Source organism: Pseudomonas caricapapayae (assembly GCF_001400735.1).
GTDB lineage: Bacteria > Pseudomonadota > Gammaproteobacteria > Pseudomonadales > Pseudomonadaceae > Aquipseudomonas > Aquipseudomonas caricapapayae.
This window is the reverse complement of record NZ_LJPW01000131.1, coordinates 23,214-38,644: the sequence shown is the minus strand read 5'-3', so window position 1 is coordinate 38,644 and position 15,431 is coordinate 23,214. Positions and strand designations below refer to the sequence as shown.

Sequence of the window (15,431 nt, the reverse complement as noted above, 5' to 3'; positions counted from 1 at the left end):
GAACGAGAATCTGAGTCGAATCCCAACCCACCTGACATCACAGAACCGTCGCGCGACGCAGCAGAACAGTCATTCAGACTTTTGCACGCAATCACCCCGCCAGACAACAGGCAAAAAAAAGCCGACCCGTTACCGGATCGGCTTTCAATAATCCGGAGGGATTATTACTTGCGGCTGGCTTTGTCCAACATGCGCAGAGCGCGCTCGTTGGCTTCGTCAGCAGTTTGCTGAGCTTTTTGAGCAGCAGCCAGAGCTTCGTCAGCCTTGCGGTAGGCTTCGTCGGCACGTGCTTGCGAACGAGCTGCTGCGTCTTCGGTAGCTGTCAGACGAGCTTCGGTTTCTTTGGATACGCTGCTGCAACCGGTAGCCAGAACTGCGGCCAGAGCCAGAGCAGAGAATTTCAGAACGTTGTTCATCGTGTTCACCTTCAAGGAATTTTGTTCAAATTAGTCATCTCTCGAAAATGAGAAAACGACCGGCGTACATAGTACCCATTGTTTGTAGTAAGTAAACGGACCCAGCGCAAGAAGCTGCTAAAATTCCCCGCTTTGAAAGCGTTCCGCGTTACTTCTCAAGCGTTCTGTACAAAAACTATCCACTTTCACTGGACCACTGTCCGCATCGAGCGTTCCGAAGAACTCGCTCGCACACCTGCAAAAACCTGACAGGTTTGACTGTCGGTCGGTGCGTGAACATTTCCGGGTGTTTTTACTCTGACTGCGCTTGAGCATAGTCAGCAATGGTGCCTACTATCTCACTGTGATGTGCATCGAGATCGGCAATGCTCTTACCGGTGTCGAAAACAGGCACTGGGTGGCGTAGATGTTCCTTCGCCTGAAAAAGACCGGTAAGGTAGGGGTCAAATTCCAAGACCCGCGAGGAGTAGCGATGAGCGAGGCGTTGTCCATCCACCATGACGAAGTCGGCCACCATTTCGAAATCATTATCGACGGCCATCGTGCCTATCTGACGTACATGGATCTCGGCAAGCAGACGCTGGATTTCTACCGGACATTCGTGCCAGACGCCTTGCGAGGTCGCGGTATTGCCGCTGCCCTGACCAAAGAGGCTCTGGACTATGCCGATAGCATGGGCTATTCCGTCATACCGTCCTGTTCTTATGTCGAGCGTTATATGGAACTGCATGACTTGCAGTCGCAGGCGGCCAAGCTCTGATGCATCGAGCTTACTGACCGTCAACATGAAAAACGCCGAGCATATGCTCGGCGTTTTCGTTGTTGCAGGTTAATCAGTCAGCCAGTTACTTGCGCTTGCGAGCGGGCAGTACACCCTTGAGTTTAGCGTGCATGCTGCGCAGGGTTTTTTCAGTGCTTGCCCAATCGATGCAGGCATCGGTAATGGATACGCCGTATTGCAATTCCGACAGGTCTTTCGGAATAGCCTGGCAGCCCCAGTTCAAATGACTCTCAACCATCAGGCCGATAATGGACTCATTGCCTTCAAGAATCTGGTTGGCAACGTTTTCCATCACCAGCGGTTGCAGGGCCGGGTCCTTGTTGGAGTTGGCGTGGCTGCAGTCGACCATGATGTTCGGGCGGATGCCGGACTTGTTCAGGGCCTGTTCGCAGAGCGCAACGCTGACCGAGTCATAGTTGGGCTTGCCATTGCCGCCGCGCAGCACGACATGACCATAGGCGTTGCCCTTGGTGGTCACGATCGACACGCCGCCTTCCTGGTTGATCCCCAGGAAACGATGCGGGCTCGAGACCGATTGCAAGGCGTTGATGGCAACGGTCAGGCCGCCGTCCGTACCGTTCTTGAAGCCGACTGCCGAAGACAGGCCGGAGGCCATCTCCCGGTGAGTCTGGGATTCGGTGGTGCGTGCGCCGATGGCCGACCAGCTGATCAGGTCCTGCAAATACTGCGGGGAGATCGGGTCCAGTGCTTCGGTGGCAGTCGGCAGACCCATCTCAGCCAGATCCAGCAGCAGCTGGCGACCGATGTGCAGGCCATCCTGGATCTTGAACGAGTCATCCAGGTACGGATCGTTGATCAGGCCTTTCCAGCCCACTGTGGTGCGAGGCTTCTCGAAATAGACGCGCATCACCAGATACAGCGTGTCGGAGACTTCCGCCGCCAATGCCTTGAGGCGCTCGGCGTACTCCTTGGCTGCCTTCAAATCATGGATCGAGCAGGGGCCGATCACGATGAACAGGCGGTGGTCATTGCCATCGAGGATGTTGCGAATCACTTCGCGTCCCTGACTGACAGTGTGCAGGGCAGCGTCGGTCAGCGGGATGTCGCGCTTGAGCTGATCCGGGGTGATCAGAGTCTCGTTGGAGGCAACGTTGAGGTCGTCAATCGGTAAATCAGCCATCGTGTTACTCATCAGGTCGCGGGTACTGGCCGCCAACGGTACCCCGTGCGGCGGTGCCCAGCAGGTTTGAGCGCAGCGGGGAGCCGAACCTTAGCGCGTTATCGCGCTGTTCGACAATAAGTAAACGAGGTATCGGGCGTGTTCCGCACGGCTGTCCGCCGAGTTGCGCTGCCGTATTGCAAGACAAACCGCTGCAACGGATAGTGTAAGACCCATTACCGAGACAGCCAAAGGGAGAGCTCATGAGTGTTGAGTCCCGCCGCCCACGTGTCGGCATCATAGGTACCGGTGCCATTGGTGGTTTTTACGGATTGATGCTGGCGCGTGCCGGATACGACGTGCACTTTCTGCTGCGCAGCGAGTTTGAAACGGTCGCGCGTCAGGGTCTGCTGGTCAATAGCGCCATGCATGGCGAGCTGCATCTCAAGCCGGTTCAAGCCTATTGCTCGGCGGCTGACATGCCGCCTTGCGACTGGTTGCTGGTCGGCACCAAGAGCACCGGCAATGCCGCGCTGGGTCCGATCATCAGCCAGGTAGCCGCGCCGAACGCCACAGTGTTGCTGTTGCAGAACGGCCTGGCCGTCGAAGACCAGCTGCGCAAGGTCTTGCCTGACAGCGTGCATATAGTGGGAGGGCTGTGTTTCGTCTGCGTCAACCGGGTGGCGCCTGGCGTCATTGCCCACCAGGCTTTCGGCGCGGTCAGCGTTGGCTATCACAGTGGCCCGGCAGTCGACGAGGCAAGTCGCATGGCGATTGTGGAGGCCTGTGCTGCCCTGTTCAAGACTGCCGGCATCGACGCTCCGGTCATGGCCAGCCTGCCGCAGGCCCGCTGGCAGAAGCTGGTCTGGAACGTACCTTACAATGGTCTTTCGGCACTGTTGCAGGCGGGGACGAGCCAATTGATGGCGGATCCTGACAGTCAGGCATTGCTGCGGGCGCTGATGGACGAAGTAGTACAGGGTGCCGAGGCCTGTGGCCACGCCTTGCCACCCGGTTTCGCAGAGCATTTGCTCGCAGTGACCCAAGGCATGCCGGATTACAGGCCGAGCATGTACCACGACCTGGTCGAGAAACGACCGCTGGAGCTGGACGCCATTTATGCTCGCCCCCTCACCGCAGCGCTTGCCGCGGGGTTTGACATGCCTCGCGTCCGGGCGCTTTATCAGGCGCTGGCGTTCATCGATCGCGGCAACCGTCCGGCAAACGAGGAGTGATTCATGACAGAGGCTGATGGCCATAAACTGGTGCTGGCGATTTCATCGCGAGCACTGTTCGATCTGCGTGACAGCCATGAGGTGTATATGGCCGATGGCGTCGAGGCCTACCGCAAGTACCAGATTGAACATGAGGACGAGATTCTCGAGCAGGGCGATGCCTTTGCGCTGGTAGAAAAGCTGCTGAGCCTAAATGCCAGCCTGGACAAGGCGCATGTCGAAGTGGTGCTGGTGTCGCGCAACAGCGCGGATACCGGCCTGCGGGTGTTCAATTCCATTCAGCACTATGGGCTCGACATCAGCCGTGCCGCATTTGCCGGCGGACGCAGCCCGTATCCTTACCTTGCGGCGTTTGGCTGCCACCTGTTTCTGTCGACCCATGCCGAGGATGTACGCAGCGCGCTGGATGCGGGGTTTGCTGCGGCGACCATTCTTTCAGGCGGTGCACGACGTGCAGCGAGTGCCGAGTTGCGCATTGCGTTCGACGGCGACGCCGTGTTGTTTTCCGACGAGTCCGAGCGGGTTTATCAGAGCGGTGGCCTGGCTGCCTTTCAGGCCAGTGAGCGTGAATCGGCCCGTGAGCCACTGCGCGGCGGCCCCTTCAAACCTTTTCTCGCCGCGCTCAATCAATTGCAGCGCGAGTTTCCCGACGCAAGTTGCCCGATTCGTACCGCACTGGTCACAGCTCGCTCGGCACCTGCCCATGAGCGGGTGATCCGTACCTTGCGCGAATGGGACATTCGCCTCGACGAGTCGCTGTTTCTCGGCGGCCTGCAGAAATCGGCCTTCCTTGAGGCGTTTGCCGCCGATGTGTTTTTCGACGATCAGCCCGGGCACTGCGAAAAGGCCCGTGACGTGGTGGCAACCGGACATGTTCCGCATGGCATAAGCAATGAAATAACGCCGCTGGCCGACGGGGGCTGAGAAGTCCTTCGTCGCAGCCGATGATGCGCTGCTACGCTGATTCAATCTCCGCCATTCCGGTTGTTCGGGAGGTTGTATGGTTCGTTCGATGCTGTACGCCACAGACCTCGGTCTGTACGCGCCTTATGTAACGCAGCACGCGCTGGCGCTGGCTCGAACGTTCAACGCCGGGCTTTACGTTATTCATGTGGTAGAGCCAATGGGCCTGTTTGCCGAGTCGGTGCTGCAGAGCCATCTGGGCGAGGATGCATTGAAAGAACTCCGCGGCAAGGGTGTAAGTGCGTTCATGGCGGGAATAGAGCAGCGAATGCTCGACGGGTTTCGTGAAGAGTTGGGGGAAGGCCACGCGGACCTCTCCCTGATCCGCACGGTACGTGTCGTTCAGGGAGAGCCTGCCACTGTGATCCTTGAACAGGCGCACAAGCTGGAGGTGGATTTGCTGGTGGTGGGCAGCCACAGCCGCCGGATAGAAGATGGCACCTCGATAGGTCGCACCGCCGAAAGGGTTCTGCAATTTTCCGATGTGCCGGTCTACATGGTTCCGATGATGTTGAAAAAGGGGTGAGGGTAAGGAGAGGAAGGTCCAATTGGTGGTTTTAGTGAAATCGAGCGTGCGATCACCTTACAAAGGTGATAAAAAGTTCTAGAATTATTCGCCTCACCATTAATCCAGTTATATACCGTCGCTGATACCCATAGGGTTTATCTGCTTTGAGGGATACATATGAAGCTCCAACAACTGCGCTACATTTGGGAAGTGGCGCACCACGACCTCAACGTTTCTGCGACGGCCCAGAGCCTGTATACCTCCCAGCCCGGCATCAGCAAGCAGATTCGTCTGCTTGAAGACGAGCTGGGTGTCGAGGTTTTCGCCCGCAGTGGCAAGCACCTGACACGTGTGACACCTGCAGGCGAGCGCATCATCACGACCGCTGGCGAGATTCTGCGCAAGGTCGAAAGCATCAAGCAGATTGCCCAGGAGTTCTCCAACGAGAAGAAGGGTACTCTGTCGATCGCAACCACCCACACCCAGGCGCGCTATGCGTTGCCGTCGGTCATCAGTAATTTCATCAAGCAGTACCCTGACGTTGCGCTGCACATGCATCAGGGTTCGCCAATGCAGATCGCCGAAATGGCCGCTGACGGGACTGTCGATTTCGCGATTGCCACTGAAGCGCTCGAGCAGTTCAGTGATCTGGTGATGATGCCGTGCTACCGCTGGAACCGTTGCGTCGTTGTGCCGCAGGGCCATCCGCTGACCAAGGTACCCAAACTCACCCTGGAGCTGCTGGCTGAATACCCGATCGTGACTTACGTGTTCGGTTTTACCGGCCGTTCCAAGCTGGATGAGGCGTTCAGCCACCGGGGGCTGGTGCCCAAGGTCGTGTTCACGGCTGCAGATGCCGACGTGATCAAGACCTACGTCAGGCTGAATCTGGGTGTCGGTATCGTCGCGAGAATGGCGGTTGACGAAGAAGTCGACAGCGATCTGGTGGTGCTCGACGCCAGCGACCTGTTCGAGTCCAGTGTGACCAGGATCGCGTTCCGTCGCGGCACTTTTCTGCGCGGCTTCATGTGCGACTTCATCGAGAAATTCGCCCCGCACCTGACCCGCGAAGTCATGGCCAAGGCGATTCAGTGCCACAACAAACAGGAAATGGAGGAGCTGTTTGCCAACGTCGAGTTGCCGGTGCATTAGTAGCAGCGGCAAGCGCTTGGCGGCAAGCTACAAGTAAAAGCACGCAAGGCTCTAGCTTGTAGCTTGCTACGTCAATTGCGAGCGATCAGATTGCCCGCATGCAGCCCGCATTCCTTCTGCGTGGCTTCTTCCCACCACCAGCGACCTTCGCGCTCATGCTGGTTCGGCAATACCGGACGGGTGCAGGGTTCACAGCCAATGCTGATGAAACCGCGCTCGTGCAGGCTGTTGTAAGGTAACTCCAGCATGCGGATATAACCCCAGATTTCCTCGCTGCTCATCTGCGCCAGCGGATTGAATTTGTACAGCGTGCGTTCGGCGCTCGAAAACGCGCTGTCGATTTCCAGTGCGGCAACGGCGCTGCGGGTGCCGGGGCTCTGATCGCGGCGCTGGCCGGTGGCCCAGGCGCTGACGCCAGACAGTTTGCGCCGCAGCGGTTCGATCTTGCGGATGCCGCAACATTCGCCATGGCCGTCCCGATAAAAGCTGAACAGGCCCTTTTCCTTGACGAAAGGTTCCAGTGCACGCTGGTCCGGCGAGATGATTTCGATCTCGATACTGTAGTGATCACGGACCTGTTCAATAAAGCGATAGGTCTCGGGGTGCAGGCGACCGGTGTCCAGGCTGAACACCTTGACGTTCTTGTTCAGCTTCCAGGCCATGTCGACCAGAACGACGTCTTCGGCACCGCTGAAGGAGATCCACAGGTCGTCGCCGAAGTGTTCAAAGGCGAGCTTCAGAATGTCTTGTGCAGACTTGTTCGCATAGGTCGTCGCCAGTTCAGCGACGTCGAAAGGTTGGCTCATCAGGCGGCTTCCTGGAATACAAGGGTGGCGCTTAGGCGCTCGTGATAGCGGCAATGGTAACAAAATTCGCTGTTCAGTGGCCGTTGCCAGAGGCTAGAGTGCCGCTTCAGTTGACAGTGAAGGCCTTGAGGAGTGTGCTGTGGAAATTGCCTGTCTGGACCTGGAAGGAGTGCTGGTCCCGGAAATCTGGATCGCTTTTGCCGAAAAAACCGGTATCCATGCACTGCGCGCCACGACTCGGGATGTTCCAGACTACGATGTCCTGATGAGGCAGCGCCTGCGTATTCTGGATGAGCACGGTCTGAAGCTGTCGGACATCCAGGAAGTGATCGCCACCCTCAAGCCGCTGGAAGGTGCCGAGGAATTCGTCAACTGGCTGCGCGAGCGTTTTCAGGTGGTAATCCTTTCCGATACGTTCTACGAGTTTTCTCAGCCGCTGATGCGTCAGTTGGGGTTCCCGACCCTGCTGTGCCATCGCCTGATCACTGATGAAACCGACCGGGTGGTCGGTTACCAGTTGCGCCAGAAAGACCCCAAACGTCAGTCGGTACTGGCGTTCAAAAGCCTCTACTATCGGATCATTGCTGCAGGCGACTCCTACAACGACACCACGATGCTGGGCGAGGCCGACGCCGGTATCCTGTTCCATGCGCCTGATAACGTGATTCGCGAATTCCCGCAGTTCCCGGCGGTGCACACCTTCGATGGCCTGAAAGAAGAGTTCATCAAGGCGTCGAATCGGGATTTGGTGATGTAGGCTGAGCGCAGAGCAGGCGAGCTGGACATGCATATCGCGCCGGATCTCAGAGCGCTTCAAGCGTTTCCAGCAGCACGCGGACCTTGGTGAAGGTTTCCTGATATTCGGCTTCGCAGTCCGAGTCAGCCACGATGCCGCCGCCGCCCCAACAGGATAGGTGCCCATCCTTGGCCAGCAGGCTGCGGATGGCGATCGAACTGTCCATTTCGCCGCGAACGTCGAGGTACATCAACGATCCACAGTACAGGCTGCGCCGTGTCGGTTCGAGTTCGTCGATGATCTGCATGGCGCGGATCTTCGGCGCGCCGGTGATGGAACCGCCGGGGAAACTGCCTGCAATCAGGTTCAGCGCATCGTGACCGGTGGCCAGCTCTCCGGTCACGCTGCTCACCAGATGGTGCACATTGGGGTAGCTTTCCAGGCTGAACAGCTCGGGGACCTTTACCGAACCGATCGTGCAACTGCGGCCCAGGTCGTTGCGCAGCAGGTCGACAATCATCAGGTTTTCTGCGCGATCCTTCTCGCTGGCCAGCAGTTCATTGGCGAAAGCGGCATCCTGTGCGGCATTCGGGCTGCGCGGTCGAGTGCCTTTGATCGGCCGTGTTTCGACCTGTCTGGCGCTGACCCGGACAAAGCGCTCCGGAGAAAGGCTGAGTATTGCAGCGTGCCCCGGCAGGCTCAGGTAGCCGGAAAACGGGGTCGGACATGCTGCGCGCAGCGCACAATAGGCTACCCACGGATCGCCGGTGTACTGTGCCTGAAAGCGTTGTGCAAAGTTGACCTGGTAACAGTCTCCGGCCTGGATGTAAGCCTGGATTCGTTCGAAAGCCTGTCGATAGTCGTCGCCACTGATGCTGGCCTGGAACGGTTGGCTGAGGCTGAAGCCCGTATGCGGCTGAGTGATGTCGACAGAGAACAGCTCAATCAGCCGTTTACGTTCGGTCTCGGCCAGCGCCGGATGGGCAATCAACTGGCTGGTCTGTTCCTGATGATCGCTGACCAGCGCCCAGGCATAGAGTCCAAGGCACGCCTCAGGCAGTTGCAGGTCGTCGATGGCCCGATCCGGCAGCGGTTCCAGACGTCGACCGAACTCGTAGCTCAGATAACCCATCAGCCCGCCTGCAAACGGCAGCGCGCAACCTTCAGGCAGGCTGGCAGGCCCCAGGATCTTCAGGCTCTCGCGCAAACGCTGCAGGTAGGCTGTGCCGGTCTCGCCGTCCGCGACCGTCAGTTCCTCCAGCGGCCAGGCGCTGAGCAGGTCGTATCGGCCGCGCCCGGCTGCCGGTCTGCCGCTGTCGAGCAGCACGGCGCCTGGCGCTTCGCGAATTCGCGAGAAAAAAGAGGCGGGATCGGCGCTGTAGGGCAGGGGATGTATCGAGCAGATGGACATTATCGACGCTTGGTTTTTGAGTACGCGGCCAGTGGTTGTGTTCCGGGTGCCGAATCGTTCAATGAGGCCTGACGGGATTGTGCAGAACTCACGCGCTCGGCCATGTGGCCGAACAGTTCCTGTACAAAATCGACTCGCTCCTGCGCAGATTCCTGGCGACCCTCGAGTGCCAGTTGTTCCAGTCGCGCCTCGACGGCCTGGGTGCGGTGGGTAAGGCCGTCGTCGTTGGCGATCTGAATGTTCAGGCCGGGACGTGCATTGAGTTCCAGAATCAGCGGGCCCTTGTCCTGGTCCAATACCATGTCGACGCCGATGTAGCCCAGGCCACACAGCTCGTAACACTCGGCCGCGAGCTTCATGAAGCCGTCCCAGTTGGGCAATTGCACGCCATCTACCGAATGAGTGGTGTCCGGATGCTTGCTGATGATGTTGTTCAGCCAGGTGCCTTGCAGGGTAACGCCGGTGGCCAGGTCCACACCGACGCCAATGGCGCCCTGGTGCAGGTTGGCCTTGCCGCCTGACTGTCGGGTGGGAAGGCGCAGCATGGCCATCACCGGATAGCCCATCAGCACGATAACGCGGATGTCCGGCACGCCTTCATAGCTGATGCTTTTGAAGATCGGGTCCGGAACGACCCGGTACTCGATCAGCGCCCGGTCACGATGGCCGCCCAGCGAATAGAGGCCGGTGAGGATGCTGGACACCTGATGCTCGATTTCCGAATGGCTGATGATGCGTCCCGAGACGGTACGAAAGCGTTCCTCGAAACGGTCGGCGATGACCAGAATGCCATCGCCGCCCGCGCCTTGGGCAGGTTTGATCACAAAGTCGTTGTGCGCGCCAATGATCTCGTCAAGCCGGTCGATTTCCTTTTCCGTGGAAATCACCCCGTACATCTCCGGCACATGAATGCCTGCCGCGATGGCGCGCTCCTTGGTGATGATCTTGTCATCGACCACCGGATAAAGGCTGCGCTTGTTGTACTTGAGCACATAGTCGGCGTTACGCCGATTGATGCCCATGATGCCGCGGGCTTCGAGCGCCTTCCAGGTCTTCCACCAGCCGATCATTTAGCCTTTTCCTCTTTCAGAAAAGCCTTGAAACGCATCAGTTCGGTCAGGCGATAGCCACGGTATCTACCCATCGCCAGCATGAATCCGACCAGTACCAACAGCACTGCCGGGAACGTGAAGACGAAATAGGTCAGCTCCGGGACGCTCATGATCAGGTGTGCCAGCGATGCGGCGAAAAGCGTACCGACGGCCACTTTCATGGCATGACTGCCGCCGCGCTCTTCCCAGGTGATCGACAGACGTTCGATGGTCATGGTCAGAATCACCATCGGGAACAATGCGACCGACAGGCCACGCTCCAGCCCCAGCTTATGGCTGAACAGGCTGATAGCCGCGATCAGCACCACGACGAAGGTCAGGACAACCGACAGGCGTGGCAGCATCTGCAGTTTCAGGTGCTCCAGATAAGAGCGCAGGGACAAGCCAAGCGCCGTGATCACCGTAAACAGAATAATGCCGAAGCCCAGTTGTGTTTCGCGGAATGCCAGAGCAATCAGCACGGGAGTAAACGTGCCCAGTGTCTGCAGACCGATCAGGTTGCGCAGGATCAGAATGACCAGTACACCAATCGGAATCATGACCATGACCATGAAGGTCTGCTGGGTTTGCAGTGGCAGCCCGTACAACGAATAGGCGAGGAAATCCGAGTCGGTGCTGGCGTCGGTCAGCTTGGCGAGACGCATGGCGTTCATCTCGCTGTTATTGAGGCTGAAAGTGACCTGTACTTTCTTGCCGCCTTCGACGCTCACCAGGCTGTCTTCGCCAGTCCACCACAGCAGTCGATCGTCCGGCAGACCGGCCTCACCGGTATCGGGGTTGAAATACAGCCATTCCTTGCCATTGAAGCTGCGCAGCCAGAGTTCCGGCACCTGCTGCTGTTCGGCTTCCAGGCGAATGGTATGGGCTTTCTCCAGCGGCACGTGGGCAATCGACAGCAGCAGCTCGGTGATCCGGGCCTTGTTGGAGGCCGAGGTATCGCCCGCCAGCAACAGCTTGACGTTATCGTCATTCAGGTTGTTGACACGTTTGATGGCCTCGGTAATGAAGGTTTCCACATCAGCAGAGTGCTGGCGAATGGAGGCCAACAGCGCCTCGGCCGCAATTTTTTCGGGGCCTTCGATGGTCATGCTGTCGCGAAAGATAGGCCCTTTGACCTTGGGTTTCTCACCGCTGTAGCGTTTGGTCAGCACCAGGCGGTAATAGAGCGTCTGGTTGCCGGTGGCGCGACGAGCCGACCACGTGACCTTGCGGTTGCCGTCGGCGCGATTGACGCTGACGCCGTAATTATTCGAAATGAAACTTTCATTGAGGCTGATGTAGTCGTGGGCCAGTGGCGGCACGAACATCTGGACCTTCACCGAATCCTTGGGATTGGCGATGAATTCGACTTTGGCGTCGATATTCCACAGGTCATCGGTTTCGTCTTCGGTGACGGGTATGCCGAGCGCCAGTATCTGATAAGCCGTGATCGCGATGCCTAGGGTCACCAGGGCAGTGATCAGGATTTTCAGATGGAGTGTAAGAGAGCGCATGGATTTACTCTGCGTTTTGAGCGACGGAAGCGCAGCCGGGCTTCCCTGCCGCATATTTAAGACTTGGATCGACCAGCGCATCAAAGCGTTTCAAGGCTTCGGAGCCGATCAAAAGCGGATATTGGAAAGCACTTCGGTCAGTCAAGTTCACTTCAATGGTGCGCAACGCTTCGCCCATGCACAGGTCGAGGCTGATCACCGGGCGTGACGAGTACCTGTTGTCGTCATCCGGGTCGAGATCGTCCGCGCGACGCTTGATCTTGCTGACCCGTGCCAGGGGGCGTTCTATGGGGTGAATGTGTTTGCTGTCGCTGGCCAGATAAAAGCGTACCCAGCTTTCGCCATTGCGCTTGAAATGTTTGATGTCACGGGCGCTTAGCGAGGCGGTCTTGGCACCCGTGTCGAGTTTGGCAGCGATCTCGACATCGATTTCGACAAGCCTGGCGTATTCGTTGAGGCCATAGACTGTTTTGCTGGCGGCCAGGCTGAAGCCGGGCAAAAGCAGAAGGCAGAACAGTGTGGGGAGGGTAGTCAGTCTCATAAATCCTGGCGCGATGAGCGAACAACTTCAGGGTCAGGGCGCAAACGGAATTGACCTGATGATAGTGGGGCAGGCAGCTCGCAGTCGCTTGCTCCGGTGCGGAGCGCGCTGTACGGACGCGACGCATTCTAGCATGAAGGCTCGGCCCTGCCAGTGATCAACCTGTATGTCTGTTCAGGTTGCTCGATCAACACCGGTCTACACCCTGATGAGCAGATTGTCGACAATGGTTCATTTTACTTTGACTGAATAACCTTTTCTGGCTAGATTTGCGCTTGTTCAATCATCAGGTGTCGACAATGTTGGGCGTGGTCGAGAAAGCAGTGCCGGTCATCGACGAGTCGGAAACGCTCTCCGAGAACGTTTTTCGGCGCATTCAGTCCGCTATTGTGAAAGGCGAGATTGCCCCCGGCAGCAAGATTTCCGAGCCGGAACTGGCTCGCACTTACGGCATCAGCCGCGGGCCGCTGCGTGAAGCGATTCATCGTCTTGAGGGGCAGCGGCTGGTCGTTCGCGTGCCGCATGTCGGCGCACGTGTGGTTGCGCTCAGCCATGCAGAACTGATCGAGCTTTATGAAATTCGTGAGTCGCTGGAAGGCATGGCCTGTCGGCTGGCCGCCGAGCGCATGACCCTGGCCGAGATCGACGAACTGCGCAGCGTCCTCGATACCCACGAGCGCGATGCGGCGTTTCAGGCGGGTATCGGCTATTACCAGCAGGAGGGCGATTTCGATTTCCATTACCGGATCATCCAGGGCAGCGGCAATCGCACCCTCAGCCAGATGCTGTGCGGCGAGCTGTACCAACTGGTGCGCATGTACCGCATCCAGTATTCCACTACGCCCAACAGGCCTCGTCAGGCTTTTGCCGAACACCACCGAATTCTCGACGCCATCGCCGATCGTGACGGCGAACTGGCTGAATTGTTGATGCGCCGGCACATCGGCGCGTCCAGACGCAACATCGAGCGCCATTATCAGGCCGCTCCCGACCGAGGTGACCAATGAGCGACAACAACAGCACTCCCGGCCAGCGTTTTCGCGATGCAGTCGGCAGCGAACAGCCGTTGCAGGTGGTCGGCGCAATCAATGCCAACCATGCGCTGCTCGCCAGACGTGCCGGTTTCAAGGCCATTTACCTGTCTGGCGGCGGCGTCGCGGCGGGATCGCTGGGGATTCCGGACCTGGGAATTACCGGTCTTGAAGATGTGCTGATCGACGTGCGTCGTATCACCGATGTCTGCGACCTGCCGCTGCTGGTAGATGTCGACACCGGCTTCGGTTCTTCGGCTTTCAATGTGGCGCGCACCGTGCGTTCGATGATCAAGGCCGGGGCGGCTGCGATTCACATTGAAGATCAGGTGGGTGCCAAGCGCTGCGGACATCGCCCGAACAAGGAAATCGTTTCGCAGCAGGAAATGGTCGACCGGATCAAGGCTGCCGTGGATGCACGAACTGACGACAGTTTCGTGATCATGGCGCGCACCGACGCGCTGGCAGTGGAGGGGCTGGAATCTGCGCTGGAACGCGCTGCCGCCTGTATCGAAGCAGGTGCAGACATGGTGTTCCCTGAGGCGATCACTGAGCTGGCAATGTACAAGCAATTTGCCAACCGCGCGGGTGTGCCGATCCTGGCCAACATCACTGAATTTGGCGCCACGCCACTGTTTACCGTCGATGAGTTGCGTGAGGCCGACGTATCACTGGTGCTTTACCCGCTTTCTGCCTTCCGGGCCATGAACAAGGCTGCAGAAAATGTCTACGGCGCCATTCGTCGCGACGGCAGCCAGAAGAGCGTCGTCGACAGCATGCAGACACGCATGGAACTGTACGAGGCCATCGATTACCACACGTTCGAGCAGAAGCTGGACGCGCTTTTTGCGCAGAAGAAGGGCTGATTGGCGCAGAAACGGGGCTCCCACGGCATTCGCCAGAATCATAAAGCGGGCTTGCGTACACCGATGAGCGCTCAGGCGTTGGCACGATAGCCAGAGTCAGTCCAACACCAAAAAACAAAATTGGAGAAAACCATGGCTGAAGCAAAAGTATTGAGTGGTGCCGGGTTGCGCGGACAGGTTGCCGGGCAGACGGCGTTGTCCACCGTGGGCATGGCCGGGGCCGGGCTGACCTATCGCGGCTATGACGTGCGTGATCTGGCCGCCGAGGCTCGCTTTGAAGAAGTTGCCTATCTGCTGCTTTATGGCGAACTGCCCAGTCAGGCCGAATTGTCTGCCTATATGGACAAACTCAAGAGTCTGCGTGATCTGCCCCAGGCCTTGAAGGAAGTGCTGGAGCGTATTCCCGCCGACACTCACCCGATGGACGTCATGCGCACCGGTGCATCAATGCTCGGCACGCTGGAGCCCGAACGTAGCTTCGATCAGCAGCGCGACGCCACCGACCGTCTGCTGGCAGCGTTCCCGGCGATCATGTGCTACTGGTATCGCTTCAGTCACGATGGCAAGCGTATCGACTGTACTACGGCTGAAGACTCCATCGGCGGGCATTTCCTGCACCTGCTGCTCGACAAGGCCCCCAGCGAACTGCACCGCAAGGTGATGGATGTCTCGCTGATCCTCTACGCCGAGCACGAATTCAATGCGTCGACCTTCACCGCCCGTGTCTGCGCATCGACCCTGTCGGACCTGTATTCCTGCGTCACGGCAGCCATCGGTACCTTGCGAGGCCCGCTGCATGGTGGTGCCAATGAGGCCGCGATGGAGATGATTCAGCGCTTCGCGTCGGCTGAGGAGGCCACTCGGGGCACGCTGGGGATGCTGGAGCGCAAGGAAAAGATCATGGGCTTCGGCCATGCGATCTACAAGGAGTCCGACCCGCGCAACGAGGTCATCAAGGGCTGGTCGAAGAAACTTGCCGACGAGGTGGGCGACAGCGTGCTGTTCCCTGTCTCGCAAGCCATCGACAAGGTCATGTGGGAGCAGAAGAAGCTATTCCCCAACGCCGATTTCTACCATGCCTCGGCGTACCACTTCATGGGCATCCCGACCAAGCTGTTTACTCCGATCTTCGTCTGCTCACGCCTGACGGGCTGGGCCGCTCACGTCTTCGAACAGCGCGCCAACAATCGCATCATTCGTCCGAGCGCTGAATACACCGGCGTCGAACAGCGCGCGTTCGTGCCCATCGAACAGCGCTGA

General features: G+C 58.4%; 16 protein-coding genes. 9 read left to right on the top strand and 7 right to left on the bottom strand.

The window, feature by feature from the left end; all coding sequences use genetic code 11:
- Positions 1–164 precede the first annotated feature (164 nt).
- Positions 165–416 carry an outer membrane lipoprotei OprI gene (gene oprI, locus ALO80_RS18170; RefSeq protein ID WP_002553018.1) on the bottom strand — a complete coding sequence of 84 codons (252 nt, stop codon included), beginning with the start codon at positions 414–416 and terminating at the stop codon, positions 165–167.
- A 472-nt stretch (positions 417–888) separates the two neighbouring features.
- Between oprI and ALO80_RS18165 the strand changes: the two genes are divergently transcribed.
- Positions 889–1,176, top strand: coding sequence for a GNAT family N-acetyltransferase (locus ALO80_RS18165; protein ID WP_003315710.1), 288 nt, complete (start codon positions 889–891; stop codon positions 1,174–1,176).
- A gap of 85 nt (positions 1,177–1,261) precedes the next feature.
- On the opposite strand, the gene ALO80_RS18160 is transcribed toward ALO80_RS18165, so the two are convergent.
- Positions 1,262–2,338 (bottom strand): 3-deoxy-7-phosphoheptulonate synthase, encoded by a 1,077-nt coding sequence (locus ALO80_RS18160; RefSeq protein WP_055006480.1) that lies wholly within the window; start codon positions 2,336–2,338, stop codon positions 1,262–1,264.
- Between the two features lie 242 nt (positions 2,339–2,580).
- Here ALO80_RS18160 and ALO80_RS18155 point away from each other — a divergent pair, with 242 nt between their 5' ends.
- The 4 genes from ALO80_RS18155 to cysB all read left to right on the top strand — a co-directional run bounded on the left by ALO80_RS18155 (position 2,581) and on the right by cysB (position 6,175).
- On the top strand, positions 2,581–3,552 hold the full coding sequence (locus ALO80_RS18155; RefSeq protein WP_055010007.1) for a putative 2-dehydropantoate 2-reductase: 972 nt from the start codon (positions 2,581–2,583) through the stop codon (positions 3,550–3,552).
- 3 nt (positions 3,553–3,555) lie between these two features.
- Positions 3,556–4,476, top strand: coding sequence for a 5'-nucleotidase (locus ALO80_RS18150; protein WP_054985941.1), 921 nt, complete (start codon positions 3,556–3,558; stop codon positions 4,474–4,476).
- A 76-nt stretch (positions 4,477–4,552) separates the two neighbouring features.
- The gene (locus ALO80_RS18145) at positions 4,553–5,041 is read left to right on the top strand and encodes a universal stress protein (RefSeq protein WP_054985940.1); all 489 of its coding nucleotides are present in this window, start codon (positions 4,553–4,555) and stop codon (positions 5,039–5,041) included.
- 159 nt (positions 5,042–5,200) lie between these two features.
- On the top strand, positions 5,201–6,175 hold the full coding sequence (cysB, locus tag ALO80_RS18140) for an HTH-type transcriptional regulator CysB (protein ID WP_055010006.1): 975 nt from the start codon (positions 5,201–5,203) through the stop codon (positions 6,173–6,175).
- Positions 6,176–6,246: 71 nt separating this feature from the next.
- Here cysB and ALO80_RS18135 read toward each other — a convergent pair whose 3' ends face one another.
- A complete protein-coding gene (locus tag ALO80_RS18135) occupies positions 6,247–6,981 on the bottom strand; it encodes a phosphoadenylyl-sulfate reductase (protein WP_055010005.1) in 735 nt (244 codons plus the stop codon).
- Positions 6,982–7,120: 139 nt separating this feature from the next.
- On the opposite strand from ALO80_RS18135, the gene thrH reads away from it, so the two are divergent.
- On the top strand, positions 7,121–7,738 hold the full coding sequence (gene thrH, locus ALO80_RS18130) for a bifunctional phosphoserine phosphatase/homoserine phosphotransferase ThrH (protein ID WP_055010004.1): 618 nt from the start codon (positions 7,121–7,123) through the stop codon (positions 7,736–7,738).
- 46 nt (positions 7,739–7,784) lie between these two features.
- Here the strand turns inward: thrH and pabB are convergent, their stop codons facing one another.
- The 4 genes from pabB to rloA are packed head-to-tail and all read right to left on the bottom strand — an operon-like array spanning position 7,785 to position 12,274.
- Positions 7,785–9,128 (bottom strand): aminodeoxychorismate synthase component I, encoded by a 1,344-nt coding sequence (gene pabB / locus ALO80_RS18125; RefSeq protein WP_055010003.1) that lies wholly within the window; start codon positions 9,126–9,128, stop codon positions 7,785–7,787.
- Entirely contained in the window at positions 9,128–10,198 is a 1,071-nt protein-coding gene (locus tag ALO80_RS18120) for an alpha-L-glutamate ligase-like protein (protein WP_055010002.1), read from the bottom strand. Before ALO80_RS18120 ends, pabB begins: the two co-directional genes overlap by 1 nt.
- Positions 10,195–11,733, bottom strand: a complete 1,539-nt coding sequence (rloB, locus tag ALO80_RS18115; protein WP_055010001.1) for an osmotic stress tolerance membrane protein RloB — start codon at positions 11,731–11,733, stop codon at positions 10,195–10,197. The genes ALO80_RS18120 and rloB overlap by 4 nt, the downstream gene beginning before the upstream one ends.
- A gap of 4 nt (positions 11,734–11,737) precedes the next feature.
- Entirely contained in the window at positions 11,738–12,274 is a 537-nt protein-coding gene (rloA, locus tag ALO80_RS18110) for a retropepsin-like aspartic peptidase RloA (RefSeq protein WP_055010000.1), read from the bottom strand.
- A gap of 299 nt (positions 12,275–12,573) precedes the next feature.
- Here rloA and ALO80_RS18105 point away from each other — a divergent pair, with 299 nt between their 5' ends.
- From ALO80_RS18105 to prpC, 3 genes are all read left to right on the top strand, one after another.
- The gene (locus ALO80_RS18105; RefSeq protein ID WP_055009999.1) at positions 12,574–13,281 is read left to right on the top strand and encodes a GntR family transcriptional regulator; all 708 of its coding nucleotides are present in this window, start codon (positions 12,574–12,576) and stop codon (positions 13,279–13,281) included.
- Positions 13,278–14,171, top strand: coding sequence for a methylisocitrate lyase (gene prpB / locus ALO80_RS18100; protein WP_055009998.1), 894 nt, complete (start codon positions 13,278–13,280; stop codon positions 14,169–14,171). Before ALO80_RS18105 ends, prpB begins: the two co-directional genes overlap by 4 nt.
- A gap of 132 nt (positions 14,172–14,303) precedes the next feature.
- Positions 14,304–15,431: a bifunctional 2-methylcitrate synthase/citrate synthase gene (gene prpC / locus ALO80_RS18095; protein ID WP_055009997.1), complete on the top strand. Its 1,128-nt coding sequence runs from the start codon at positions 14,304–14,306 to the stop codon at positions 15,429–15,431.